Below are 24,920 nucleotides of genomic sequence, written 5' to 3'. Positions count from 1 at the left end.
ATCGGGAGCCAGCGCGCATGAAGCAGAAAGACCGTCCGGCCCAAGATCCCATCCGCCAAGAGGACCTGGGTCGCATCGTGCTCTTCATGGGAGGCGTGCGCTCGGGCACCACTGTGTTCCGCCGCATGCTGGCCTCTCACCCGCGGGTGCGCGACCGCGGCGAGATCTTCAACTCGAACAACCCCCAGGGCTTCTTCAAGTACTTCCGCGAGCAGATCGCCCAGAACCCGGACCTCGCCTTCCCGGAGCACCACGGCAAGGTGTTCCTGGGCTACGTGGCGTCCCTGGTGCCGAAGGACAAGGACGGCATCGCGCTGCTCGACATCAAGTACGAGCACCTGAACCTGATCCACGACGCCTGGCAGCTGCCTTTCACCAACCCGCCGATGCTGCGCCTCATCAAGCGCACCGGCCTCAAGGTGGTGCATTTGCGGCGGCAGCACTTCTTTTCGGTGCTGTCCAACCTCGTCGCGGTGCAGACCGGCCGCTACCACAAGCCGGCGGACGACTCTGCCAAGCTGCCCGAGAAGCGTCCGGTCTCCGTGGAGCGCGCCCTGGTGCTGTCCTCGATGAAGAAGCGCAAGCGCGCCGCCGACACCGTCGACGGCGGGTTCGATGACGCCCAGCGCCTGTCGATCGACTACGAGGGCGTCTTCGACGAGGCGGGCGACTTCCAGCCCGCGGTGTGCGAGCGCTTGGCCGAGTTCCTTGGCGTGGACAACCAGTTCGAGCGCCAGCCGGCCCTGAAGAAGGTGATCGACGAGCCCTTGTCGGCGGTGATCACCAACTACGAAGAGATCCGAGACCTGGAAACCGCCGCGCTGTGAGCCTGGCCCGGCCGGCCGTGTAGGCCGCAGATGCCGAGGCTCGCGCGCCCCACCCCCATCCCATCCTGGCGCGCCGACCGAGCGCGCCCTGCCTTGCCCGATGAAATCCCCGCTGATCGTCGTCTGCACCCACCACAAGACCGGTTCGGTCTGGATGGCCAACATCTTTCGCGCCATCAAGCGCGCCGAGAAGCTGCAGCTGCACTACAAGGCCCAGGCCGACCTGCCCCCGGCCACGGACATCTTCCTGCAGGACCACAGCAAGGTCGATCTGAAGGCGCTCCAGGCCCGCTTCCCGAAGCGGGGCGTGCGCGCGGTCCACGTGATACGCGACCCTCGTGACGTGGTCATCTCGGGCGCCTTCTATCACGTGAAGACCGTCGAGAAGTGGGCCAACAATCCGAAGAAGGAATACGGTGGCAAGTCCTACCGCCAGGCCATCAGCGCCCTGCCGACCGATCACGAGAAGCTGGTGTTCGAGATGGACCACACGGCGGGCAAGACGATCCGCGAGATGCAGGGCTGGGACTACACCCAGAAGGACCTGTGCTTCGAGGTGCGCTACGAGGACCTGATCGTCGACCGCGAGTTGAAGGTGTTCAGGCCGATGATGGAATTCCTCGGTTACGAAGGCGAGCGCCTGGAGATGGCACTCAAGCACGTCGCCGAGCAGTCCCTGTTCGGCGGTGCCGCCGGCTCCGACCCCGCCGACCACATCCGCTCCGGCGAGAGCCGCCAGTGGGTCAAGACCTTCACCCCCGAGCTGAAGGCAGCCTTCAAGGAACGCTTCCCCGAAGCCCTGCAGCGCCTGGGCTACGAATCAAGCTCCAACTGGTAGCCACCGGGGACCGACCCTGGGCGTGCGCGGATCCGCCTTTGCCGGTCCGCTGGTCCGCTGCGCGACCCCCCTTCAGGGCAGGCCCGGCAGGGGCTGCCCTCCTAGCGCGCGCAGCGCCGCTCCATACGAGTGCGTGCGCGGATCCGGCTTTGCCGGTCCGCTGCGCGAACCCCCTCGGGGGGCAGGCCCCGGTAGGGGCCGTGGGGGCCTCTAGTACCCGAAGAGCTCGAAGTCCCGAGCGAAGCGCTCCCGCACGGTCGAAAGCGCCAGGGGTGACAGTTCCAGGGCCGACTTCTTCTCGAGGCTGGAGTTGCGCACCTCCAGCGGAACGCTGACCTCGAGCTTCTCGCACACTTGGGTGAAGTCCTGCTCGATCGATTCGACCTTGCCGACAAAATCGACGATGAGCTTGCCCGAGGCGTCGCAGACGCTCTGCCACTGCGGCTGCGCACCGGCGTCGGCCCAGGTCAGCGGATGCAGGGCGAAGTCGCTGAACGAGCGTGACTCCAGGGCCGCGGCCACCGCCTTGTAGCGGAAGGGTGGCCGGTCCGGCCAGCGGCCGTGGGCATCGAAGTTGCGTCGCTCGTCGTCGCTCATTTCAGCATCGTGGGCGAGCTTCAGGGCATACGAGTACAGCGAATGCAGGCGATCGATCGGATGGCGTACGAAGGCGAACTTGTAGAACTTGCCGTACAGGGTCTCGCCGAGGAAGTCGCGCGCTTCCAGGGCGGTGCTGTGCTTGTTCAGGCCGATCGTGCGCTTGAAGAACTCCTGGTACTTCTCGCCGCTCTTGGTCGAGCCCAGCACGATGTCGTTGTGGCGCAGCATCTTGGCGAGAGCGACCTCGATGCTCGTCCCGGCGCACTTGTGGATGTGAACGAATACGTAGCGCTTGTTGAGTGAAATGATCATCGATGTTTCTTTCGCACGCCTTCTCCCGCCGGGGCGTCGTTATTATCCGTGACCCGCATTGGAGCCGACCCCTGTGATCGTCAACCATACCCACAAATTCATCTTCGTTCACGTTCCCAAGTCGGCAGGTACCTCGGTCACCGAACTGTTCAGCCAGTACAGCAGCTACCGCGATCTCGAAGTCGGCGGCACGGCGCTCGGCGAGGCGATGCAGAACGAATTCAAGAAGCGCTACGGGCTCACCAAGCACGCCACCGCCGGCGAGATCCGCTCCATCGTGGGGCCCGAGTTGTGGTCCAGCTACTACTCGTTCGGCATCGTTCGCAATCCTTATGCCCGCGCGCAGAGCACCTTCCATTTCATGAAGCGCTGGCGCGGCAACAAGGAGATGGATCGCCTGAAGTTCATCGAGAACATGCCGGACTTCCGTACCTTCGCCCTGAGCCCCAAGCTCAAGCGCAAGCAGTACCACCGCCTGCTCTGGTCGCAGACGCAATGGCTGTGCGACGAGTCCGGCAAGCTGCTCGTCAGCCAGGTCGGGCATCTGGAGTCGCTGGACTCGGAACTGCGCCTGATCCAGGAGGCCATCCCCGGCCTGCCCAAGCGCCCCCAGCAGACCCTGGCCGCGCCCAAGCGAAACAAGAGCGATGCAGACGACGAGGCCCTGCAGAAGCTGCTGACCGACGAGCCGGAAGTGGAACAGGCGCTGTACGAGGCGTACAAGGATGACTTCGAGACCTTTGGCTACCCTCGCTTCAAGACGTGAAAGCGATCACGCCCGCCCCCCTTATCCGAAGGGGCCGGGAGGCGAGTGAGGGGGCCGGGCGTCCAGCGATGAACTCCTAGAATTCGTTACACCCATGCGCACCTTGCTCAAGCGACTGACCGGACAGCCGGAGGCTGAATCCGCCCCGATGCTCGACCTGGCCGAACTGCGGCGCTGGTGCGAGCAAAGCCGCCCGATCTTCATCGTGGGCCTGGCCCGTTCGGGCACGTCGATGCTGCAGGTGGCCTTCGCTCAGCATCCGACGATGTTCGACATCGCCAACTGCCGCGAAACCTTCATCTTCCTGCGGCCACGACAGCCTTACGTCGATCCGATCCATTTCCCGACTCGCGCCTACCTCAAGGGCCGGCCCAACCTGATGGCGCTGCGCGAGTGGATAGAGCCCTACGAAGAAGAGTTCGGCGAGCTGGGCGAGGCCGATTCGATCAGGGCCTTCTTCTACTTCGCCGGCAACCGCATCTATCCGGGCCGGCATCCGCTGGAGAAGACGCCAGGCCACCTCAGAAAGCTGGACCTGGTCTTCGACGTCTTCCCCCACGCGCGCATCCTCGTTTGCAGCCGCGATCCGGTGGATGTCGTTGCCTCCTATCGCAAGCGCCTGGTCAAGGCCAAGGCGGACGGCGAGCCGCCCGAGAAGACCGGCTGGCTGGACAAGGGCGTGGACGAGATGATCGGGGTGTTCGAGCGCTTCACCCGCCTGGTCAACGAAGCCATTCCCAAGTACGGCAAGTCCATGTACATGGCGCCGTACGACTGGCTGATCGACTCGCCGGCGGATTCGATCCAGGCCATCTGCGAATGGGCCGGCATGGAGTTCGTGCCGAACATGATTGCGTCCGAAGCCACGGGCAGCAAGGCGGAAGGCAAGTCGGAAAAGGCTCACGCCATCCAGAAGCGCGCCTCTGACGCGCACAAGGTGCTGTTGCCCGAAGAGATCGAGAAGATCCAGGCGGCCTGCGCGCCCTGGATCCAGCAGTGGAGCACGCCGGGCGCGCTCGGCTGACCGAGGAATCGTCCCGGAGGGAGACTTGAAGTGGCCGTCTATTCAGCTGAGCACCAGTACATCTTCTTCGCCAACCCGCAGACCGCCAGCAAGGCGATCGCGCTGACGCTGAGGCGCAGCCTGAGCGGCGTGCCGTTGCCGGACCGCGAAATCACGCGCAACGGCAAGACCGTGGCCCGGGCTCATCACACGACCTACAGCCAGATCCTGGCGGCTGGCTTGTTGACCGAGGATCAACTCGGCAAGCTGTTCAAGTTCACCTGTGTGCGAAACCCCTTCGACCAGCTGGTGAGCAAGTACATCAAGCATTGCGACCGCCTGGCGAACGACCCGTCCAAGTACCCCTGGCTGGAAGGCGTCGAGGCCGCCGCGCCGGACAACAGCTTCCCCCAATGGGTGGCGCACCTGAGCCGGCTCTATGGCGAGATGGACAAGCTGGCCAAGGGCCCGCTGGAGTTCCTGAACCACGCCGACCTGGTGATCCGGTTCGAAGCGCTCCAGGAGGGCTTCGACGAGTTCCTGCGTCACATCGGCGTGACTGAGCCGCTGTCGGTGACCGAGTACAACATCACCAAGGGGCGCGCCGAGGGAGGCGCTGCCGCGCCGGATGCGGCCAAGGTGAAGAAAAAGAAGAAGAACTACACCGAGTACTACGACACGGCCTGCGTCGAGGTCGTCGAGAAGCTCTACGAGCCGATCATCAATCGCTTCAACTACCGTTTCGGCGACTGAGCGAGCTTCATTCGTCGGTCTCGATCACGTCTTCGTCCAGGGGCCTGCTCTTCACGCGCTTGAGCTTTTCCGGCTTGGGCGCTGCGGCACTCTTGTCGGCCTTCTTTTCCGTCTTTCGGGCGGGACGGGCTGGCTTGCCGGTCTCCGGCGCTGCTGCCGGTTCTTCCTTCTTTCCGCCCGCCTCCTTCCGGGCCGCCTTGGCCGCCTTGGCGGCCTGGCGCTCGGCACGGGCTTGGCGCTTCTGCTCCTTTTCGGCCTTGCTCAGCTTGGCGCCTTCGCCCTTGCCGGCCTTGCCTTCGCTGTCCGCCTTCTCGTTCCTCGCGGCACGCGCGACGGTGCGCGATTCTGCGCTGGGGGGACCATAGTCGAAGAGCTTGTTGATGAAGGCTTCGCGCTTGGCGATCAAGCGAAGGCTGGTGGGGTCGTAGAAGCGGATGATCGCCTCGTCCTGCGCACTGGACCGCACCCTCAGGCCCTCCACGGCTGCGCGCTGCTCGGCGTTCAAGGGCACGTGCAAGGCCTCCAGCACCTTCTTCAGGTCTTCGCTGATGGCCTCTGAGCGGATGAAGTGCGACGTGATGGCCTGCTGCTGATAGCGCGCTTCCAGCGCTTCCATCGAGTCCACTGACTTTTCCATGTTCTCGGCGTTGCGCACGAACATGAGAAGGAACTGGTAGGTCATCAGGCCACCCAGCTTGGCCACTGGCGAGTTGTTGTAGCCATGGTCGACGAGCCGCCGCAGGCCACGATGCGCAGCCACGGCCTGCAGCCATTCACGAAAGGCCTCGACGTTGTCGGCGTCGCCGTACCAGAAGTCCTTGGCGTGCGCGGCGTTCCAGCCTTCCGGCAGGGCCTTGGCTTGTCCGGCCGCTTCGGTCTTCGGCGGCAACTGGGCGCGCTTCGAACGAAGCAGATCCCACTTCGTCTGATCGGTCAGGCGCTTGTGGAACTCGCCCTTGCCGCTGCAACCCAATTTCCATTGGGCGAGGTACCAGGTCAATGGGTTGCACACGTAGCCAACGACAGGCTTGCCCATGGCCGCGAGGTCATCAGAGTAGGCGGACTGCTTGGCACTCGTCTCGCCCCCGACCAGATCACCGACCAGCTTCTTCAATCGCGTGGAGCCGACCTTGTGAAGTTCAACGAGGATCAGCTTGTCGGAGGTGAGCATGGCGGATTTGGTCTTGTGTTGGCAAGGCGGACCTAGTATAGGTTCGCACCTTCGCGGGCCGCGGCGGCGCGCCGCATCCAAATTTGGGGGTCTGTCTTGGCTGTCTACTCTCCTCGCTACAACTACATCTTCTTCGCCAATCCGCAGACGGCGAGCAAGGCCATCGCGCGCACGCTGCAGGAGGCCCTCGAAGGGCAGCCCATGCCCGACAGGGAGATCACCCGCAGCGGTGAGGTGATCGCCAAGAAGCATCACGCCACATGGCGGCAGCTGCTGGAGGCCGGCCTGATGACGCGCGAACAGCTCGACAGGCTTTTCAAGTTCACGAGCGTGCGCAACCCCTACGATCTGCTGGTCAGTCGTTACCTCAAGCGCAAGGGGCGCTTCGTCGACCAACCCGAGAAGTACCGCTGGGCGCAGGACAACCCGAAGATCAAGGCCAGCATGGAGGCGGCGCAGGAGTTGCCGTTCCCCGAGTGGCTGGCTGGCCAGCTCAAGCGCCACACGGAAAAGGACAAGACCGTCAAGGGACCGCTGGAGTACCTCGACCATGCCGACTACGTGATTCGTTTCGAGGCGCTGCAAGCCGGGTTTGACGAAGTGTTGCAGCGGCTGGGCATCGACCGGCCGATTCCCATCGTGTCCGAGAACGTCACGAGCGAACGCGCACAGGGCAGCGCCAAACGCCACTACACGGAGTTCTACGACGACGCCAGTCGCGAGCTGGTCGCGCGGGCCTATGCGCCGATCATCGAGCGCTTCGACTACCGGTTCGGCTGAGGCGCCCAGGGCGGGCCGCCAGCAAAAAGGGGCGCCGTTGGCACCCCTTTGTCGCAATGCGTTGCCGCTCGCTCAGTCGTCGTTGTTCGCGTCGGCCGTCTTCTTGGCCTTCTTCGGCGTGCGCTTCAGCGGCGCCTCGAAGAATTCAACGGCACGCTTCCACAGCGGCATCGACAGTTCGACCGGCTCCGGGCCGTGGCCTGCTTCGGCCGAGTTGTACATCAGCGTCATCACGTGACCGTCGGGCGACACGCCGCCTTCGGGATCCACGTCCCAGCGGCGCCACAGGCCCGGGAAGTGTCGGTTGATCGTGGTCACGTCCTTCAGGTTCTGGCCGACCACCAGGCGGATGTCGCGACCTTCGTTGTGCGCATCCTTCAGGGCCGTCAGCGCATTGAAGCGCCACGGCGTCTTCTGCATCATCTCCTCATAGTCGTCCATCGTCTTGCCGATGGCCCGCATGCCGGCGGCGACCACGCCTTCGCGGTACTTGTCCGGGCGCAGGAACGGGCACACGGCGACGATGCCGGTCTTGGTCGTGCGCTGGCTACCGACGAGGATGGCCGAGGTGCCGCCTGCCGACGAGCCGTACATCATCACCCTGTCGACCGGGATGCCGAGCTTGGCGCAGACCACGTCGATCAGCGCGTTGAGCTCAGGCACCAGGTCGTTCTCGAGCGTGCCCATGTAGAACCCGCAACGAGGCACGTTGGAGTTCCAGTCGATCTCGGTCATCGGATCGCTGATGGCCAGGATGGGGGCTTCGAACAGCGCCTCCCAGTTGCGACGCGCGAACATCGGGCGCATGGCGTTGGTGGTCTCCTTGCCGCCGGCGCGTGCGCCCTGGAAGGTGACGACCAGCTTGTCCGCCGGACGCAGCGTGTTGATCGACACGTTGACGCTGAAATGGCCCGTCTTCACGCGCAGGACGGTGATGGCCTTGGCGGGAATGGTCCAGTCGCCATTCAATTCGACCGTCGACGCGGCTTCGCGTGTGATCTCGGCGTTGTTGTCCGGCAGGAAGGGAATGTCGGAGCCCTCATCGGGCACAAGATTGAACATGGAGGACTGCTTGCAAGGTTGAGGAACCGAAGCGACCGGGCAGGGTGCCGAAAGCCCTTCGTGAGAGCGGAAAAAACCGCGCGCGACTGCTGAACAAGCGTGCAGACGATGCTAGCACAGTGGGCCTTCGCAAGAACGATGCCCGGGGCGATCAGCACGTGTGCTGCATCACGCCTTGGCGGCCCTTTTGGGGGCGCGGCTGTCGTCTATGATCGCAGCGCCCTGTGCCTGCCGCCGCGGCCGCGTGCGGCGCATGAGGATTGTTGTTGATTTCGCTCGCAAGGCGCCGACCGCATGCTCATTTCGGACAAGCTTGTTTTCATCGAATTCCGCAACACCGGCGCCTCCCATGTCGAGAAACTGCTGCTGAAGATCGTCGGCGGCGAGGTCGATAACACCATCCGCGTGCCGACCGAGGAATTGCTGGCCAGCAAGCGGCCCATGTTCGGCTCGATCCGCGACCCCTGGGGCTGGTACCTGTCGCTGTGGACCTTTGGTTGCGCGCAGCAGGGCGAGCTCTACCAGCGCATGGTCAACGAGAAGTCGTGGCGCAAGCTGCTGGAGAAGATCGAGGCCAACGCCAAGGCGCGCAGCAAGGAGGCGCCGGCCGACGACAGCCGCCGCATCTCGCTGCCGGAGCAGCTGGGAGCCGAGAGGGCACGCGATTTCTGGTACGCCAGCGACGACAACGTCGAGGCTTTCCGGGAATGGTTGCGGGTCGTGTGCGCGCTGCAGACCCGCCGGGTCGTCGAGTCCGGTTTCGCCCAGTCCCCGATCAGCAAGGTCGCCGGCCTGATGACCTACCGCTACTTCCAGCTGTACGTGCGCGGGGCCTCGCACATCCCGGTCACCATCGGCACCCAGGAGGGGCTGCGTTCCTTCGAAGCCCAGCACCTGGTGCTCGACCACATCATCCGCCAGGACAGCCTCACCGAGGACCTGGTCAGCTCCCTGGAGCGTAGTGGTGTCAGCCTCACCGACGAGCAGCGCAAGATGATCTATGACGCCAAGCCGACCGGCAAGGCCGCCCGTTCCATGGGCATCGAGCGCTTCTACGATGCCGCGAGCACCGATCTCGTGACGCGCCGGGAGAAGTTCATCATTGAGCGATTCGGCTACACGCGCCCCCACGTTTGAACGCGGCCCCCGGGGCGGGCATCTGCCCGCGTTCGTAGAATCGTTCGCAACGAGGCTGCGCCACACGCCGCCGGCCAGGAGCCCGACCTGCATGACGCTCGCCGACGAGACCCGACCGCATCCCTGCCGACGCCCGCCTGCGCGGCCTGCTTCGCCATCCGCTAGCCGTGCACTCGTGATGGTCTCCCTGGCCCTGGCGCTGGCCGCCTGCGGCGAACGCAAGGCCGATGCCACCCAGGTCGCCGCGCGGGTCAACCAGAGCGACATCACGGTCCACCAGATCAATTTCGTGCTCCAGCAGGAGCACAACGTCCGGCCGGACCAGTCCGACTCCGCTGGCAAGCGGATCCTGGAGTCGCTGATCGACCAGGAACTGGCGGTGCAGAAGGCCGTCGAGCTCAAGCTGGACCGCGATCCGCAGACCGTGCAGGCGCTGGAGGCGGCCCGCCGTGAAGTCCTGGCGCGGGCCTACAAGGAGCGCATCACGCAGGGGGCCCCGCGACCCACGCCGCAGGAGACGCGAAGGTTCTACGACAGCACGCCGAACCTGTTCAGCCAGCGCAGGGTCTATTCCCTGCAGGAACTGCTCATCGACGCCCCGCCGGCGCGGCAGGACTGGATCAAGGAGCGGCTCGCCCGGGCCACCTCGGTGGATGACTTCGCCGACGCCCTGAAGGCCGAGGGCCTGCGCTACAGCGGCAGCCACGCCGTGAAGCCGGCGGAACAGTTGCCGATGGGGCTGGTCGAACGCTTCGCGAAGATGAAGGATGGCGAGGCGGCCATCCTGGCCGATGCGCCGGCGATGCGGGTGGTGTTCGTCGCCGCCTCGCGCACGGAGCCGGTGTCGTACGAGCGTGCCGCTCCGGCCATCGAGCAGTACCTGGCGACGCTGGCCCGGCGCCGGGCGATCGACGACAACCTGAAGGCGCTTCGCACGGCCGCGCAGATCACCTACCAGGGCAAGTTCGCGGGCGGGCCGGCCAGCGCCGCGGCGGGCGCTTCGGCACCGGCCTTGCCACCGATGTCTCCGGTGCCGGTGCAGGTGGCGCTGCCGGAGGAGGGCTCTTCCGAGCCCGTGCGGCTGGCGATGCCGGACGCCGCTCCGCTGCCCCGCGCCGCCGGCAGCGCCATGGATCCGGACTTGGCCAAGAAAGGGATGGGACTGAAATGAAGCATTTGTCTGATTCGGTGAAGATCCTGCCGGCGCTCGCCCTCGCGACGGCATTTCTCGTCTGGGCTCCTGGTGCTGCGGCCCAGGCCGGTGCGCGCCCCGCGCAGCCGCCGGCACCGCCACCGGCGGCGATCGACACCGACCTCTACCGGATCGGCCCCGGAGACACGGTCCGCATCACCGTCTACCAGAGTCCGGATCTCACGCTCGAGGCCCGCGTGACCGAAGCGGGGGTCATCAGCTATCCGCTGATCGGAGCCATCCGCCTGGGCGGCCGCACGGTCAGCGAGGCCGAGGCGGCCCTGGCCGCCGCCTTGAAAAAGGGCGACTTCATCAAGAACCCGCAGGTCACGGTGATGGTGACCCAGGTGCGGGCCAACCAGGTCAACGTGCTCGGGCAGGTCGGCAAGCCCGGCCGCATCCCCCTGGACGTGGCCGGCATGCGGCTGACGGACGTGCTGGCCCTGGCCGGCGGGGTGGCCGCAAATGCCGGCTCGGACACGGTGGTGGTGACCGGTCTTCGCAACGGCCAGCCCTTCCGAAGCGAGGTGGACCTGCCGCGCGTGTTCGCCCCGGGCGGGCGCGAGCACGACATCGTGATCCAGCCGGGCGACGCCATCTGGGTCGACCGCTACCCGGTGGTCTACCTCTACGGCGAAGTGCAGCGCCCGGGCCAGTTGAGGCTGGAGCGCGGGATGACCGTGATGCAGGCCCTGGCCAGCGCCGGCGGCCTGACCCAGCGTGGAACCCAGCGTGGCCTGAGGGTGAGCCGGCGCGCCGCCAACGGGCAGGTGCAGCAGCTCGAACTGACGCTGGACGATGCACTCCAAACAGGCGACGTGGTGTTCGTCCGCGAGAGCCTGTTCTAGGAATCCCATCATGAATCTGGCCAATGTCATTGCCGTCCTGAAGGCCCGCTGGCTGCCGGCGGTTCTGGCCTTCGCGCTGGTGTTCGGCGCCGCGATCGGCTACACGATGCTGGCGCCCAAGATGTACACCGCCACCGCGACGCTGGTGATCGACATCAAGCCGGATCCGGTCACCTCGATGCTCTACGGCGGCGCCGCCTCGCCGGCGATGATGAACACCCAGGTCGAGGTGATCCGCAGCGACCGGGTGGCCCTGCGGGTGGTGCGCAACCTCAAGCTGACCGAGGTGCCGCCCATCCGCAAGCTGTGGGAAAAGGTCAGCAAGGGCGACGGCACCATCGAGGACTGGCTGGTCGAGTTCATGCTGAAGAACCTGGACGTGCAAGTCGCCAGGGCGGGCAGCAACGTCGTCAACGTGGCCTACCGGGGCACCGAGCCGCAATTCGTCGCGACCATCGCCAACGCCTTCGTGCAGGCCTACCTCGAGACGGCGGTCGAGCTGCGGGTCGACCCGGCGCGGGAGTACAGTGGTTTCTTCGGCAAGCAGGTCGACGAGGCCAGGACGGCGCTGGAGGCGGCGCAGCAGCGCTTGTCCAAGTTCCAGCAGGACCAGGGCATCATCGTCACCGACGAGCGCTACGACGTCGAAATGGCCCGGCTGAACATGCTGAGCCAGCAGCTGGTCTCGACGCAGGCGCTGAGCAGCGAATCCTCCAGCCGTCAGGCCCAGGTGGCCAACAATGCCGACCGGATGTCCGACGTGTTGAACAACCCGCTGGTCGCGGCGATCAAGGCGGATGTCGGCCGTGCGGAGGCGCGGGTCAAGGAGCTCAATGCCCGCTACGGGGACCAGCACCCGCAGGTGCTCGAGGCCAAGGCGACCCTGGCGGAGCTGCGCAACCGCCTGGCCACCGAGACCCGCAACGTGACCGGCAGCGTCTCGGTCAGCGCCAACATCGACCGCGCCCGCGAGGGGCAGGTCCGCGCCAGCCTGGAGGAGCAGCGCGCCAAGGTGCTGAGGCTGAAACAGGTGCGCGACCAGGGCAGCGTGCTGCAGCGGGATGTCGAGAACGCCCAGCGCTCGTACGACCTGCTGCTCAACCGCTACAACCAGAGCAATCTCGAGAGCCAGAACCGGCAGAGCAACGCGTCGATGCTGGCGCGGGCCACGCCGCCCGGGGCGCCTTCCTCGCCCAAGGTGGCTGCCAACATGCTGATCGGCATGTTCTTCGGCGTCGCCGTCGGGCTGGGCGTCGCCTTTGCGCTGGAGCAACTGGACAAGCGTCTGCGCGTCCCGTCGGACGCGCTCAGTGCCCTGGGACTGCCCGTCATAGGCATCATGCCCACGCCGACCATCGGCCGGCGAATGCGGGTCCAGCTGGCCCAGAACCAGGACCGCATGATCTCGGGGCGCCGATTGCCGGCGCCTCCGAAGGCCTAACCAGAGCAGTCCATGAGCGACACCGGGGATCCCACCCAGCACGACTTCTCCGATTCCATCCATTCGCCGATGGACGTGGCCGAGACCAAGGTCCGCGCCATCGGCGAATTGATCCGGGATGCGCGCAACCTGTCGGCCGAGGACGTGGAGCGCATCAGCAAGTACCAGCGCGAGCACAAGATGCGCTTCGGCGAGGCCGCGATCGCCCTGGGACTCGCCAACGCCGAGGACGTGCTGTATGCGCTGTCGCAGCAATTCCAGTATGCGTACGGCGACGAGCACCGGCGCAAGGCCAATCCCGAGCTGGTGGCGCTGGTGCAGCCCTTCGGCCACCAGGCCGAGGCCTTCCGGGCCATCCGCAGCCAGATCCTGCTGCGCATGCACACCGAGGACGAGACGATGCGCCGCGCGCTGGCCGTGGTCAGCCCGGACAGCGGCGACGGCAAGACCTACTTCTGCGCCAACCTCGCCGTCGCGCTGGCCCAGCTGGGCGGCAAGGTGCTGGTGGTCGATGCGGACATGCGAGGAGCGCGCATGCACCAGATCTTCGGCGTCGACAACTCCAAGGGCCTGTCCAACCTGCTGGCCGGGCGGGGCGGCAAGAACGTGGTCAAGGCGGTGCCTGACGTGCCGAACCTCTGGGTCATGCCGGTCGGTGTGCAGCCGCCGAACCCGCTGGAGCTCGTCGAGGGCCCGGCCTTCGGCCTGCTGCTGCGCGAACTCACCTCGAAGTTCGACCACGTGCTGATCGATTCACCGGCCTCGGTGTTCGGCACCGACGGGGTGGTGGTGGCCGCCCGGTGCGGGGCGGCCCTGGTGGTCGCCCGGCGCAACACCAGCAAGATCTCCAAGTTGCAGGACCTGGTCGCCTCGCTGCAATCCGCCAACACCCGCCTGGCTGGCGTGGTGATGAACGAGTACTGAGAACCCCCAGGCAATGACGGCGTCATTCCCGCCCCCAGGGGGCCAGCAAAGTGGCCAAGCCACATTGGCCTGAGAGGCCCACCGCCGTGCCATCGACGGCCGTCCCGCCGGCTCCGACGTCCGAGGTTTCGGCGAGGTGGGTGCCGTGGGCCCTCGCGGCCGCGGGCCTGGCGGCGCTGTACGGCCCGACGCTGCGCGACCTGTTCCAGACGGTCTGGTCCACCGACGAGCAGGGGCACGGCCCGGTCGTCCTGGCACTTTGCCTGTGGCTGTTCTGGCGCCAGCGCAGCGCGCTCGCCGAGCCACGGGCGGGCATTGATCTCACCCGGCCCGCCTGGGGCTGGGCGATCCTGGCCGTGGCGCTGCTGCTGCACGTGTTCGGCCGTTCGCAGCGCATCCTGAGCGCCCAGGCCTTGTCGGCCGTCCCCGTGCTGTTGGGGATCCTGCTGCTGTTCCGCGGTGTCCGGGCGGCGCGGGCGATGTGGTTCCCGCTGCTGTTCATGCTCTTCCTGGTGCCGCTGCCGGCGGCGCTGGTCGAAGCGGTGACCCAGCCGATGAAGCTCGCCGTGTCGTCGGTGGCGGCCGACCTCCTCTATGCCGTGGGTTATCCGGTGGCGCGCAGCGGCGTCATCCTGCAGGTCGGGCCCTACCAGTTGCTGGTCGCCGACGCCTGTGCCGGCCTGTACACCTTGTTCACGCTCGAGGCGATGGGCCTGCTCTACCTGAACGTCGTGCGCTTCTCGTCGACGGTGCGCAACGTGCTTCTGGCGCTGCTGATCGTGCCCATCTCCTTCGTCGCCAACGTGATCCGTGTGATCGCCCTGTCCCTGATCACCTACCACCTCGGCGACGCCGCGGGCCAGGGCTTCCTGCATGGGCTGGCAGGCATGGTGCTGTTCCTGTCGGCGCTGATGCTCATCGTGGGCTGCGATTCGCTTCTGCGCTGGGCGCGCCCGGCGAGTTGACCCGATGGCCGCCGACACGCCGCCGCTGAACCGCCGTGCGGCCGTGCTGGCGGCGCTCATGGTCGGCGCATCGACGCTGGGCGCCGCGCTCATCCCGACGCGACGCATGGCCGACCGGCGCGGACAGTTCACCCTGGCCGAGGCGGTGCCGGAGCGATTCGCCGGCTGGGTCGTCGATCCGCGGGCGCGGGGCATCGTCGTCAACCCGCAGACGGAGGAACTGCTGCGCCGCATCTACACCGAGACGCTGGAGCGAACCTACGTGCGCGGCCCGGGCGAGCGGATCATGCTGTCGATCGCCTACGGCGCCGACCAGTCCGACGTGAGCCTGCAGATGCACTATCCGGAGGTCTGCTATCCCGCCCAGGGATTCCAGCTCGAAGGTCGTCGCGAGGACAGGCTGGACCTGCCCTACGGGAGGATCCCGGTGCGACGCCTCGAGACCACCTTCTCCACCGTCCGGCACGAGCCGGTGACCTACTGGACGGTGATCGGCGACGAGTTGACGATGAGCGGGCTGGACAAGCGCCTGGCCGAGATCCGCCATGGGCTGCGGGGCGAGATCGTGGACGGCATGCTGGTTCGGGTTTCGTCGATCAACATCGACACCGCGGCCGCCTTTGCCCTGCAGGACCAGTTCATCCGGGACCTGCTCGCCAGCCTCACGCCGGCCGCCCGGCGACGGCTCGCCGCGCTCCCGTGACGACGATACGCCTCGTTACTTTACTCACCCATAACAGCAGCAATCTCTTACCAATTGCGGGAGTCCTGTCACTGCACGGGCGGGGCACTGAATGCATGATCTGTCGCTGGATGCGCAACCCCTAATCCGGGAGGGCGCTAGATCATTCAAATTCGGGAGCTGGCGGCGTGGAGGAGGGCTCGGCTGAGGTCGGGAGGGAGAAGCTTTGCGGCTGGCGGCGGGCCTGCCTCGCCTCGGTGCTGCTGCTGGCCGCCCTCGGCGGTTCGCCGGCGGTAGCCCGTTCCGGCATCGGACTCAACCTCGCCACCTGGGATTACTTCAGCCCCGATTTGCCGCTGGTCGACCAGTTCAAGCGCAGCTCCGGCTGGCTGACCCAGTGCGAACCCAGCCGTGACACCCGTTGCCAGGGCTTCAGCGGCGAGGCGAGCTCCTGGGATACCCGCGAGGAGGATCGGCTCGAGCTCGACGCGCAAGGCTGGGTCAAGCGGCTGCCCGCGTCGGATGACCCGAACGTCCGCTTCCGGTCGGTCGGCGTGCTGCTGTTCAACGGCAACGGCCACGCCCACCCGGCGGGCAAGTACATCGTTACCTACGAGGGCAAGGGCGTGCTGGTGCACGACCTGCTCGGCCGCAAGATCGATCGCGAGTCCCGCCCAGGGCGCGACGTGGTGGAGGTCTCGAACCAGGCCGACGGCGGCTGGCGCATCGCCATCCAGGCCACCGATCCCAAGGACCACCTCCGCAACATCCGTGTCTTCCCGCCGGGCGGCGCTTGCGCGAAGGATCTCGACCGCTACGCCGCCACACCGGCGGAGTGCGAACCGAAGACTCAAGGGGCCTTCGTGCCCTTCGAGAAGTTCCCGGCCGAGCGCCGATGGCACCCGCGCTTCGTGCAGGACCTGCGGGGCTTTCGGGTGCTTCGCTTCATGGACTGGGGCAAGACCAACAGCACGCGCGTGACCGACTGGCGCGAGCGCGCGCAGCCCGATGCGGCCATCTGGGCAAGCGATGCCGGCGTGCCCATCGAGGCCATGCTCGACCTGTCCCGCGTCGCCGGGGCCGACCCCTGGCTGAACCTGCCGATGCGGGCCAGCGACGACTATGTGCGCGGCTTTGCCAAGCTGCTGCGCCAGCAGCTTCCGCCCGGCCGGGTCGCCATCGTCGAGTACGCCAACGAGCCCTGGAACCAGGCCTTCCCGGTGGCCGGCTGGATGCACCAGCGGGCGCAGGCGCAGTGGCCCGGGGCCGGCAGGAAGGTCGGAGGCGACGTCGCGCTGGCCAACAACTGGTATGCGTGGCGGTCGGTGCAGATCTGCCAGATGGTCAAGGCCGAATGGGGCGCCCAGGCGGCGCCGGTGCGATGCGTGGTCAACACCCAGGCCGCCAATCCCGAACTCATCCGGCAAGTGCTGGCCTGCCCTCAGGCGGCCGCGCAGATCGGCAAGGCTTGCGCCAAGGGCGTCGACGCGGTGGCCATCGCGCCCTATTTCGGCGGCTACCTCGCCGAGCCAAGCCTGCGGACGGCGGTGGTGTCCTGGCCCAAGGATCCCGATGGCGGCCTGAACCGCCTGTTCCAGGAGTTGCTGGCCGAGGATCCCCAGGGCGCCCGTGCTCGCCCCCCGTTGCAAGGCCACAAAGATGCCGCCGACGCCGGTGCCCTGGCCCAGTCGGCCGGCTGGATGCGCGCGGCCAAGGCCGTGGCCGATGCCCACGGCTTGCCCATGTGGGCCTACGAAGGCGGCCAGCACCTGACGCCGCCCGGCGGTGTCGAAGATCCGGCCTGGCTGAAGCTGATAGTGGCCGCCAACCGCGATCGCCGCATGGGGCGGGCCTACGAACGCCATCTGTCCGACTGGCGATCCGCCGGCGGGCAGCTCTTCGTCTGGTTCAACCACCTGGCCGTGCCCTCGCAGGCCGGCGCGTGGGGACTCAAGGAGACGCAGTTCTCCGACGACAGCACCAAGTGGCAGGCCGTCCGCGCCCAGCGCGACGGCCTGGCCTGCTGGTGGCCGGGTTGCGAGCAGTGACGCTCCCGGCCGTGTATTTCAAGGCTGTAGGCCTCGATCCGCGGATAAACGCATGGATCACCCCCGAGTTGCCTTTCGTTTCAGAAGCGAGGCTTTTCTTGCGGTCGTCAGGTTCACGCCCCGGGTGTGACGTCGATCAGCTCTTCGTCGCTCATGCAGATCGGTGTTGTTCGGTGAAGCGGCACTGGCCTCCTCCTGCATCGAATTCCCTTCCCCCTAAGGTTTGCCACCCATGAACATCAAACTGACCGCCCGCCGCGCCTCTCTCGGCGCCGTCGTGGCCCTCACTTTCGCCGGCGCGGCCCACGCCTATGGCGTGCCGTCCAACCACGGCGTTGGCGTCAACCTGAACGCCTTCGAGTACTACTCGCCCGACATGCCGACCGTCGACCAGTTCAAGCGCGCGGGCGGCTGGTTCACCCAGTGCAGCTACCCCAAGGACGCCGGCTGCAACAACTTCACCAACGGCCAGAGCGGCTGGGACACGCTCGAGCAGTCGAAGATGAACCTGGACGCGAACGGCTGGCCCACGAGCCTGCCGGCGGCCAACGACACCAACGTCAAGTACCGCCGCGTGTCGGTCCTGATGTTCCAGGACGACAGCCGCGTCCACCCCGCCGGCAAGTACACCGTAGTGTACGAGGGCGAAGGCACCATCGAATACGCCATGGCCGGCACCAAGGTGGCCGCCGAGTCCAAGCCCGGGCGTGACGTCGTCCAGGTCACCAACAGCGACTCCTCGGGCCTGCTGCTGACCATCAGCGCCACCAACCCCAGCAACTACATCCGCAACATCCGTGTCCTGCCCCCGGGCGGCGTCTGCTCGGGCAACCGCGCCGTCTTCGCGCTGACCGACGCCGAATGCGCGAGCAAGGGCCTGGGCAGCCTGGTCACCTTCGAGAACACGACCGGTCGCATCTGGCACCCGCAGTTCGTCGCCGACCTGAAGGGCTTCCGCACCCTGCGCTTCCTGGACTGGAACAAGACCAACTCTTCGCCCCTGGCGAACTGGGAAGACCGCCCGCGCCTGGCCGATGCGCTGTGGACCGGCCCCGCCGGCGTGCCGGTGAACGCCATGGTTTCGCTGGCCAACGAAGTCGGCGCCGACCCCTGGGTCAACCTGCCGACCCACGCGACGGACGACTACGCATTGAAGTTCGCCCGCCAGATCAAGGGCATGCTGGCGCCGAAGCTGAACCTGATCCTCGAGTACAGCAACGAGCCCTGGAACTACGGTTTCAGCCAGGCCCTGTGGATGCGTGACCAGGCCGCCGCGACCTGGCCTGACCAGATCGCCAAGGGCGTGAGCGTCTACGAGCTGCAGCCCAGCTGGTATGGCATGCGCGCCGCGCAGCTGTGCAAGATCGTCAAGACCGAATTCGGTGCCGATGCTTCCCGCGTCAAGTGCGTGTTCAACGGCCAGGCTTCGAATTCCTGGATCGGCCAGCAGCAGCTCGACTGCCCGTATGCCCTGTCCAAGATGGGCGGGCAGGCCTGCTACAAGGGCATGGACGGCCTGGCGGTCGCCCCGTACTTCGGTGGCTACATCGGTGACCCGGCGGTTCGCGGCACGGTGAAGACCTGGTACACCGACTCGGACGGCGGCGTGGGCAAGCTGTTCCAGGAGATCCTGGGCCAGGATGCCAACGGCAACAAGGTCACCCCGCCCCTGTACGGCAAGACCAAGGAGTCCTACATCGACGGCGCGGTCGCTCAGGTCAAGACCTGGATGACGGCCAACAAGAACGTCTCGTCGACCCGCGGCCTGCCGATGCTGGCCTACGAAGGTGGCCAGCACCTGATCATGTACCCCGGCGACACCGACCAGCAGTGGCTCAACCTGATGACCGCCGCCAACCGCGACCCGCGCATGGCCACGGCCTACACCCGCACGCTGACCGACTGGCAAGCCGTGGGCGGCACGATCTACACGATGTTCAACCACGTGTACACGCCCAGCAAGTACGGCGTCTGGGGCCTGAAGGAAACCGAGTTCCAGAACAACAACGTCAAGTGGCAAGCCGTCCTGCCCTACCGCGACACCAAGGACTGCTGGTGGGCTGGCTGCGCCCGCTGACCTGAGCGTCCCCTGCAAGACAAGCCGCCGGCGTCCAGCCGGCGGCTTTTTTTTGGGGGCCGCCTGTTCCGCTCGCCCGCCAGCCTTTTTCTTTCCTGATGCGTGAAGCCTTATGCTGCAGGGCGCCACTGCGTCCCGCCCCATGAAGCTTGCCGAGCCGCCCTTGAACGATGCCGTTGTCCCCCCTCTGGTGATGCTGATCGCGCCCAACGTGAGCGAGCAGATGGGAGGAGAGGCCATGAAGGCCCTGCAGATCCTGCGGGAGCTGAAACGGGTGTTGCCGGAGACGCTGCAGATCACCCACGACCGCAACCGCGCCGAGATCGCCCGCCTGGGCCTCGCCGGGGTGCATTTCGTGTCGGACACCCGGCTGTCACTGCTGCTGTGGCGAAGCGTGGTCTTTCGCCCGGCACTCGGGCCGTGGTTCTCCTGGAAAGCCGTGCGGCTGGCCGAGCAGCTGGCGCGCGAGCCTGCCAGCGCCGGAAGGGCGATCGTGATCCACCAGGTCGAGCCGAATTCTCCGGTGATGCCGCGGTGGCTGTCGCGCCGCTTCCCGAACGTCCTGGGTCCGATCAACGGCAACATCTACTATCCGCGGCTTTTCCGCCGGCACGAGAGCTTCAGCGCCGGGATGCGCCGCCGGCTGCACATGCCGCTGCAGTGGCTGCGCCGCTGCCTGCCCCCGCTGCGAAGGGATGCCGAGCTGGTGCTCGTGGCCGGTGGCGAGCGCACGCGCCAGTCGTTGCTGGCCGCCGGCATGGACGACGGCACGCTGGTCGACACGGTGGACTGCGGCGTGGCCGAGTCGCTGCTGGCGCGGCCGCGGCTGACGCACCACGGGGTCAACCTGCGTTTCGTGCACTTCGGCCGGCTCGTCTTCCACAAGGGCACGGCGCTCGCCATCCGCGCGCTGGCACAGACGCAGCTGCCGATAGAGCTGGATGTGGTCGGCCGCGGCCCCGAGCTGGAGACCTGCCGGAAGGTGGTGGAGGAACTCGGCCTGCAAGGCCGGGTGCGCTTCCTCGACTGGTATGAGCGGCACGAGGACCTGATCGCCAGCTTCGATGCCTACCGCGGCATGGTGCTGCCGAGCATCGAGGATGCCAACGGCATGGTCGTGCAGGAGGCGATGGCCCTCGGCCTGCCGCCGGTGTGCCTCGACTGGGGCGGGCCGCAACTCCTGGTCAAGGATGGCGAATCCGGCTTCCTGGTGCGGCCGGACAGCCTGGAGGCGATCACCCGCGGCATCGCGGATCGACTGGACCGGCTGGCGCAGGACCCGGCCCTCGCGGAGCGGATGTCCATCGCCGCGCGTGCGCAGGCGGCCGATTGGCGCTGGCCGGAGGTGGTCCAGCAGTGGCTGGGGCTGTACCGGTCGCTGACCGCTCAGCGCGTCGGGCGGGTGCCGAACGCCGTCTGACGCAGCAGGCCCAGCGTCGCACGCCAGCGCTGAAGGCCTGTCGCGAGACGGCTCAGGCTGCTGCGCCGCGCCAGCTCCCTCAGGCCCACCAGCAGCGCGGCCAGGCCCTCCAGGAAGACGTGGGCGAACAGGCCGCCGCGGCCGTGGTGCTTGCGGAAGTACAGCAGGTTGCTCTCGATGGACAGGGCGTCGAGCTGACGGCTGGCCGTCACCTCGCCCTCGGCCTTGGCGCTCTCCCCTCCGAGGTGCACCACGTGCGCATCCGGGAAGTAGTGAACCTGCCAACCGGCATTCTTGACCCGCCGGCACAGGTCGACCTCTTCCGCGTAGAGGAAGAACAAGGGATCGAAGAGGCCCACCTGGTCGATCACCGACTTGCGGATGAGGTAGTAGCAGCCGGGCACCCAATCGCATTCCTGCGGCCGGTCGGCGTCCCAGTCGCTGGGGTCGATCCGCGGCGTGCCGCGGAACCAGCGCTCCAGGCCGGCCTGCAGCAGGAAGACGTTCCACGGCGTCGGAAAGCGCCGCGCGCTGGGCTGCGGGCTGCCATCGCGATTGAGCAGCCGGGCGCCCAGCACGCCGCAGCGGGGGTGGGCGGCCATGTAGTCGAGCGACAGGCGCAGCGACTCCGGCGTCATGAAGGCATCGGTGTTGAGCAGCAGCACGAAGGGCGTGTGCACGTGCGGCAGGGCGGCGTTGTTGGCACGCCCGAAGCCCACGTTGTGCGGCAGGCGGATCAGCTGCACTTCGGGATGCCGTTGCGCCAGGTGATCGGCGGAGCTGTCGCGTGAAGCGTTGTCGACCACCACGCAGGCGCCGCCGCCGATGGCGGCCTCGGCCGCATGCAGCGACGCGAGGCAGTCGTCCAGCAGGTGCCGGGTGTTGTAGCTCACGATGATGGTGGTCAGTTGCATGGTGCCAACGCAGTCAGCTCACGAGCCATCCCAGGGCCCAGCCCAGCGGGAAGAAGGCCAGCGTCCCGATCTCGAAACGCCAGTCGAGCAGCCCGCGGTCGTGCTGCACCTTGAACATGAACGGCACCACCGAGGACTGGGCTAGCAGGATGCCTGCCAGGGCGCCCGTCGTGCCCCACAGCGCGAATCCGACGGGCACGGCCGTGTAAAGCGTGATGTTCTGCAACACCCCGCGCTTGAACAGCTGCCGGGTCTCGCCGGTGGCGATCAGGTACTGGTCCATCACCGTGTACCGGAAGGCGATCAGTCCGAGCGACAGCACCGCCAGGGCGTGTCCGGCGGCGCCGTAGCGACCGTCGTAGACCAGGCCGATGATGCGATCGGAGGCGGCGAACAGGAACCCGGCGCCAGCTACGCACACGGCATCGATGGGCCAGCGGCATTGGCGGTACACGCGGGCCAGCCTGTCGGGCTGCTCGCGAGCCACTTCGGCCAGCGCCGGCATGCCCACGAAGGCGGCGAGTCGGTAGATGACCTCCTTGGTGGCGTTCACCAGCTGCACGCCGATCGCGTAGATGCCCAGCTCCGCCGTCGAAAGCATGCCGCCGAGCAGGATGCGGTCGCCTTCGCGGAACAGGTAGGTCAGCAGCGAGGACAGCAGGATCCACTTCGAGAAGTGCCAGGCCGCGTGAGCGGCGCTGCGGTCCCAGCCGAGGCAGTTGCGCGGCCCCGGCAGGGTCAGGTGGCTCAGCACGGAGACGGCGGCTGCGAACACCAGCCAGCCCACCGGCAGCACCCAGTACGCCGGCCAGTGCAGGGACAGGTAGATCATCAGCGCGGTCACGCCCAGCTGGACCATGACCTCGTTGCGCACCACCTGCCCCATGGCCAGCGCCCGCTGCGCCCGGGCGAGGTTGGTGGACTCCAGCCCCATGGCGATGGGCACCAGCGACAGGATGGCCACCACCGGCGGCAGGTTCGGATCGGCATAGCTGCCGCGCAGCAGGCCCGGCCACCAGGTGTGCGCGCCCCAGAGCGCCAGCGCCGCCAGGTTCATGATCACGAACAGCGCCAGGCCGCGGGCCAGCTGCAGTGTCCAGATGGTGTTGAGGAACTCCGGCTCGTCGCCGCGCGGGTTGTGGATGACGCTTTGCGAGAAGCCGAAGTCGGACATCATCACGACCGCCGCGATGATGACCGTGCCCATCGTCATCAGGCCGTACATCTCCGGCGCCAGCAGCCGGGTGAGGATGATGCTGCTGCCCAGGCGCACGGCCTGGGTGAGGGCGAAGCCCAGGCCAATCCACAGCGCGGCGGAGCCGGCCCGTTGGCGCAAGGTTCCGGTGGCGGGCGATGTGGCGGCGGGTGGTGGCGGCATGGCGTGGGCGAAGCCGCCTATTGTGACCAAGATGGTTGGTCTTTCGCCGTGCCGCATCACCGGTCCGGCGGCGGCCATGCGGTACGCTCCTTGCTGCTTCGGCCTGCTGCGCGCCGCAGCCTTCGCACCGACACATGTCTCCACATCTCAAGCCGCTGCCCATCATCCTGGCGACGGCGCTGCTGCTGTTCTGGATCGCCGGACTGGCCTGGCCCGAGCAGGCGCGCAAAGGCGAGATCGGCCGCCTGCGGTGGGCCTTCCTCATCGTCACGACGCTGTCGTTCGTCTCGCCCAGCATCTGGGTCTACACGCTGGCGATGCCCGTCGTGGTGCTCGCTTTCATGTTGCCGGCCAGGCAGAAGGCGGAGCGCGCAGCCATCCTGTGGGCGCTGCTGCTGCTGGCCGTGCCCAACCTCGGTGCCTACATCCCCGGCTTCGGATCGATAGGCAACTTCTTCGAGATGACGCATTCGCGCGCTCTCACTTTCGCCCTGCTGCTGCCGGCGATGCTGGGCATCGGCCGAGGTCCGCGCCAACCCGGTCCGCTGGGGGTCGCGGCCGACTGGTTCGTGCTGGCCTATTTCGGGGTCCAGCTGGCGGTGATGCTGCCTTACGCGTCGCGCACCGACCTCATCCGCCAGGCCTTCGTGCTCGGCGTCGACACGCTGCTGCCGTACTGGGTCTTCAGCCGCGCCTTCACCACGCCGGAGGGCCTTCGCAGCGCCCTGCGGGCCTATGTGCTGGTGGCGATGGTGCTGTCCCTGCTCGCGATGTTCGAGTCGGTGCGCCGCTGGCCGCTGTATGACGCGGTGCCCGAGGGCTGGAACATCGACTGGGACATGAACGTGTTCCTCGAGCGGGCCGGATTCCTTCGCGCCAAGGCGTCGGCCGGACATTCGCTGATGTTCGGCTGCGTGCTCGTGCTGGGCCTGGGCTTCTGGGGCGCCATCAAGAACGACGTCCGCTACCGGGCGCTGGCCTGGCTCGGCACGCTGGCCCTGGTGGGTGGGCTCGCCGCCTCGCTGGCCCGTGGCTCGTGGCTCGGGGCTGCGCTGATGTTCGTGCTGCTGATCTTCCTGGGCGAAGGAGCCGGCCGCCGGCTCGTCTACGCGGTGGTCGGTGGCATCGGCATCGTCGCGGTGGCGTCGCTGATCCCGGCCCTGCACTTCGTGGTCGACATGCTGCCTTTCGTAGGCCACGTCGACTCCGAGAACGTCGAATACCGGCAGCGCCTGCTCGAGATCTCGCTCGGCTTGATCGCCAACAGCCCCTGGCTCGGGGTGCCCGGCTACCTGAATTACATGGAGGAGCTGCGCCAGGGCCAGGGCATCATCGACATCGTCAACTCCTACCTCGGCATCGCGCTGACCACCGGCGTGGTGGGCCTGGCCTGCTTCGTCGGCATCTTCCTCGCCACCCTGTCGTCGCTTTGGCGGCTACGGGGGCACGCCGACGCCAGTGCAGAGGGTCGGCACATGGCCAACTACCTGATCGCCACGACGATCGCGCTGCTGTTCGTGCTGGTCACCACCAGCAGCATCGTGGTGGTCCTGCAACTGACCTACATGCTGGCCGGGCTCAGCGTTTCGTGCGCGCGGTTGTACATGCCCGAGCGCGGGCGGTTGCAACCCGATGCGGGGCCCATGGCCGGCCGTCCCGCCGGCCCGCCGCAGCGGCCTCTGGCCAGGCCCTCGACCCCCCCGGGCCTGCTGCCGGTGCGTCGACCATAATGCGCGCTCGCTGCCCGCGCCTCGCGGCTGGCCAGTCGGCGCGTGCTTCTGG

Annotated in this window: 22 protein-coding genes; 17 read left to right on the top strand and 5 right to left on the bottom strand. The window is 67.1% G+C overall.

Annotation, left to right across the window (positions count from 1 at the left end):
* The first annotated feature begins 17 nt into the window (after positions 1-17).
* On the top strand, positions 18-827 hold the full coding sequence (locus ACS5PM_RS07650; RefSeq protein WP_439386996.1) for a hypothetical protein: 810 nt from the start codon (positions 18-20) through the stop codon (positions 825-827).
* 100 nt (positions 828-927) lie between these two features.
* Positions 928-1,665 (top strand): sulfotransferase domain-containing protein, encoded by a 738-nt coding sequence (locus ACS5PM_RS07645; RefSeq protein WP_439386995.1) that lies wholly within the window; start codon positions 928-930, stop codon positions 1,663-1,665.
* Between the two features lie 210 nt (positions 1,666-1,875).
* On the opposite strand, the gene ACS5PM_RS07640 is transcribed toward ACS5PM_RS07645, so the two are convergent.
* On the bottom strand, positions 1,876-2,577 hold the full coding sequence (locus tag ACS5PM_RS07640) for a sulfotransferase family 2 domain-containing protein (RefSeq protein WP_439386994.1): 702 nt from the start codon (positions 2,575-2,577) through the stop codon (positions 1,876-1,878).
* 73 nt (positions 2,578-2,650) lie between these two features.
* On the opposite strand from ACS5PM_RS07640, the gene ACS5PM_RS07635 reads away from it, so the two are divergent.
* The 3 genes from ACS5PM_RS07635 (at position 2,651) to ACS5PM_RS07625 (ending at position 5,099) form a co-directional block, all read left to right on the top strand.
* Positions 2,651-3,343 (top strand): sulfotransferase family 2 domain-containing protein, encoded by a 693-nt coding sequence (locus ACS5PM_RS07635; RefSeq protein ID WP_439386993.1) that lies wholly within the window; start codon positions 2,651-2,653, stop codon positions 3,341-3,343.
* A gap of 94 nt (positions 3,344-3,437) precedes the next feature.
* On the top strand, positions 3,438-4,367 hold the full coding sequence (locus ACS5PM_RS07630) for a sulfotransferase family protein (RefSeq protein ID WP_439386992.1): 930 nt from the start codon (positions 3,438-3,440) through the stop codon (positions 4,365-4,367).
* 30 nt (positions 4,368-4,397) lie between these two features.
* On the top strand, positions 4,398-5,099 hold the full coding sequence (locus tag ACS5PM_RS07625) for a sulfotransferase family 2 domain-containing protein (RefSeq protein ID WP_439386991.1): 702 nt from the start codon (positions 4,398-4,400) through the stop codon (positions 5,097-5,099).
* A 7-nt stretch (positions 5,100-5,106) separates the two neighbouring features.
* Here ACS5PM_RS07625 and ACS5PM_RS07620 read toward each other — a convergent pair whose 3' ends face one another.
* Positions 5,107-6,351 carry a hypothetical protein gene (locus ACS5PM_RS07620; RefSeq protein ID WP_439386990.1) on the bottom strand — a complete coding sequence of 415 codons (1,245 nt, stop codon included), beginning with the start codon at positions 6,349-6,351 and terminating at the stop codon, positions 5,107-5,109.
* Positions 6,352-6,366: 15 nt separating this feature from the next.
* On the opposite strand from ACS5PM_RS07620, the gene ACS5PM_RS07615 reads away from it, so the two are divergent.
* Positions 6,367-7,050: a sulfotransferase family 2 domain-containing protein gene (locus ACS5PM_RS07615; protein ID WP_439386989.1), complete on the top strand. Its 684-nt coding sequence runs from the start codon at positions 6,367-6,369 to the stop codon at positions 7,048-7,050.
* A 72-nt stretch (positions 7,051-7,122) separates the two neighbouring features.
* Here ACS5PM_RS07615 and ACS5PM_RS07610 read toward each other — a convergent pair whose 3' ends face one another.
* On the bottom strand, positions 7,123-8,112 hold the full coding sequence (locus ACS5PM_RS07610; protein WP_439386988.1) for an alpha/beta hydrolase: 990 nt from the start codon (positions 8,110-8,112) through the stop codon (positions 7,123-7,125).
* A 294-nt stretch (positions 8,113-8,406) separates the two neighbouring features.
* On the opposite strand from ACS5PM_RS07610, the gene ACS5PM_RS07605 reads away from it, so the two are divergent.
* From ACS5PM_RS07605 to ACS5PM_RS07560, 10 genes are all read left to right on the top strand, one after another.
* Entirely contained in the window at positions 8,407-9,249 is an 843-nt protein-coding gene (locus ACS5PM_RS07605; protein ID WP_439386987.1) for a hypothetical protein, read from the top strand.
* 178 nt (positions 9,250-9,427) lie between these two features.
* Positions 9,428-10,420: an EpsD family peptidyl-prolyl cis-trans isomerase gene (locus tag ACS5PM_RS07600; RefSeq protein WP_439386986.1), complete on the top strand. Its 993-nt coding sequence runs from the start codon at positions 9,428-9,430 to the stop codon at positions 10,418-10,420.
* Positions 10,417-11,289 (top strand): polysaccharide export protein EpsE, encoded by an 873-nt coding sequence (epsE, locus tag ACS5PM_RS07595; RefSeq protein ID WP_439386985.1) that lies wholly within the window; start codon positions 10,417-10,419, stop codon positions 11,287-11,289. Before ACS5PM_RS07600 ends, epsE begins: the two co-directional genes overlap by 4 nt.
* Positions 11,290-11,299: 10 nt before the next feature.
* Positions 11,300-12,730 carry a chain length determinant protein EpsF gene (gene epsF, locus ACS5PM_RS07590; RefSeq protein WP_439386984.1) on the top strand — a complete coding sequence of 477 codons (1,431 nt, stop codon included), beginning with the start codon at positions 11,300-11,302 and terminating at the stop codon, positions 12,728-12,730.
* Positions 12,731-12,742: 12 nt separating this feature from the next.
* Complete coding sequence (locus tag ACS5PM_RS07585; RefSeq protein WP_439386983.1) at positions 12,743-13,654, top strand: CpsD/CapB family tyrosine-protein kinase; 912 nt, start codon at positions 12,743-12,745, stop codon at positions 13,652-13,654.
* 140 nt (positions 13,655-13,794) lie between these two features.
* Complete coding sequence (gene xrtB / locus ACS5PM_RS07580; RefSeq protein ID WP_439386982.1) at positions 13,795-14,619, top strand: exosortase B; 825 nt, start codon at positions 13,795-13,797, stop codon at positions 14,617-14,619.
* A gap of 4 nt (positions 14,620-14,623) precedes the next feature.
* Complete coding sequence (epsI, locus tag ACS5PM_RS07575) at positions 14,624-15,322, top strand: exosortase-associated protein EpsI, B-type (protein ID WP_439386981.1); 699 nt, start codon at positions 14,624-14,626, stop codon at positions 15,320-15,322.
* A 167-nt stretch (positions 15,323-15,489) separates the two neighbouring features.
* Entirely contained in the window at positions 15,490-17,349 is a 1,860-nt protein-coding gene (locus ACS5PM_RS07570; RefSeq protein ID WP_439386980.1) for a hypothetical protein, read from the top strand.
* Positions 17,350-17,581: 232 nt separating this feature from the next.
* Positions 17,582-19,426: a hypothetical protein gene (locus ACS5PM_RS07565; RefSeq protein ID WP_439386979.1), complete on the top strand. Its 1,845-nt coding sequence runs from the start codon at positions 17,582-17,584 to the stop codon at positions 19,424-19,426.
* A gap of 163 nt (positions 19,427-19,589) precedes the next feature.
* Positions 19,590-20,846: a glycosyltransferase family 4 protein gene (locus ACS5PM_RS07560; RefSeq protein WP_439386978.1), complete on the top strand. Its 1,257-nt coding sequence runs from the start codon at positions 19,590-19,592 to the stop codon at positions 20,844-20,846.
* On the opposite strand, the gene ACS5PM_RS07555 is transcribed toward ACS5PM_RS07560, so the two are convergent.
* Both ACS5PM_RS07555 and ACS5PM_RS07550 read right to left on the bottom strand, forming a co-directional pair.
* Positions 20,813-21,760 (bottom strand): glycosyltransferase family 2 protein, encoded by a 948-nt coding sequence (locus ACS5PM_RS07555; protein WP_439386977.1) that lies wholly within the window; start codon positions 21,758-21,760, stop codon positions 20,813-20,815. The genes ACS5PM_RS07560 and ACS5PM_RS07555 overlap by 34 nt on opposite strands.
* Positions 21,761-21,773: 13 nt before the next feature.
* Positions 21,774-23,216: an oligosaccharide flippase family protein gene (locus ACS5PM_RS07550; protein WP_439386976.1), complete on the bottom strand. Its 1,443-nt coding sequence runs from the start codon at positions 23,214-23,216 to the stop codon at positions 21,774-21,776.
* 56 nt (positions 23,217-23,272) lie between these two features.
* Between ACS5PM_RS07550 and ACS5PM_RS07545 the strand changes: the two genes are divergently transcribed.
* Positions 23,273-24,868, top strand: a complete 1,596-nt coding sequence (locus tag ACS5PM_RS07545; protein ID WP_439386975.1) for an O-antigen ligase family protein — start codon at positions 23,273-23,275, stop codon at positions 24,866-24,868.
* The last annotated feature ends 52 nt before the right edge of the window (positions 24,869-24,920 follow it).

The organism is Ideonella flava (assembly GCF_051857595.1).
GTDB lineage: Bacteria > Pseudomonadota > Gammaproteobacteria > Burkholderiales > Burkholderiaceae_C > Ideonella.
This window is presented reverse-complemented; position numbering and strand designations above follow the sequence as displayed.